This is a genomic window from Halorubrum persicum (assembly GCF_002727125.1).
Classification (GTDB): domain Archaea; phylum Halobacteriota; class Halobacteria; order Halobacteriales; family Haloferacaceae; genus Halorubrum; species Halorubrum persicum.
This window is the reverse complement of the sequence record NZ_NHOA01000130.1, coordinates 9,585-10,085: the sequence shown is the minus strand read 5'-3', so window position 1 is coordinate 10,085 and position 501 is coordinate 9,585. Positions and strand designations below refer to the sequence as shown.

The following is a 501-nucleotide window of genomic DNA, read 5'->3' as shown; positions in this document are numbered from 1 at the left end:
TTTGTGAAGTACTGAGTATGTGTATCTCATCACCCAGACTCCAACTTTCTGAATCCTCGTTCCAGATTGCGGTAGTGTAATCGTCACCTGATTCGATACCGGCTACTACGGTTGAGCGGTCAACCGTCTTGGTATTCGTGAGAACATCTGGCTTCACTTTCTTCCGATTAACCTGTTTGATCCGAGTATCGTCGTTGTTGTACCGAACAGCCGTGATTGCGTAGTCTCCCCATCCTGACATAGATGGTTTTCGTTCCTGTATTTTATTTAAACTAAGGTGATCAAAGCGAAAGTGAAAGTCGGTTCTTAATCTAATCCGAATGTCTCATGTCCTATAACGGTTCGTTAGGCACCTGTACTGAGCAGTTGAGGGTGTGAAACTATCACCAGTTGGAGGTTTCAACAAAGCCTCTGAGGCGTATTCCAGAACGCTTCTGAGCTATATCGACTGCGAAAGACGTATTGTCATCCAGACACGCAATGGTACGGATGCCCGTTCCG

General features: G+C 45.9%; 1 protein-coding gene. It reads right to left on the bottom strand.

Translation table 11 applies throughout. The features are described 5' to 3' along the window. The coding region (locus DJ69_RS18680) for a hypothetical protein (RefSeq protein ID WP_218962328.1) at window positions 1–241 on the bottom strand (241 nt) is incomplete at its 3' end. Window positions 242–501 lie beyond the last annotated feature (260 nt).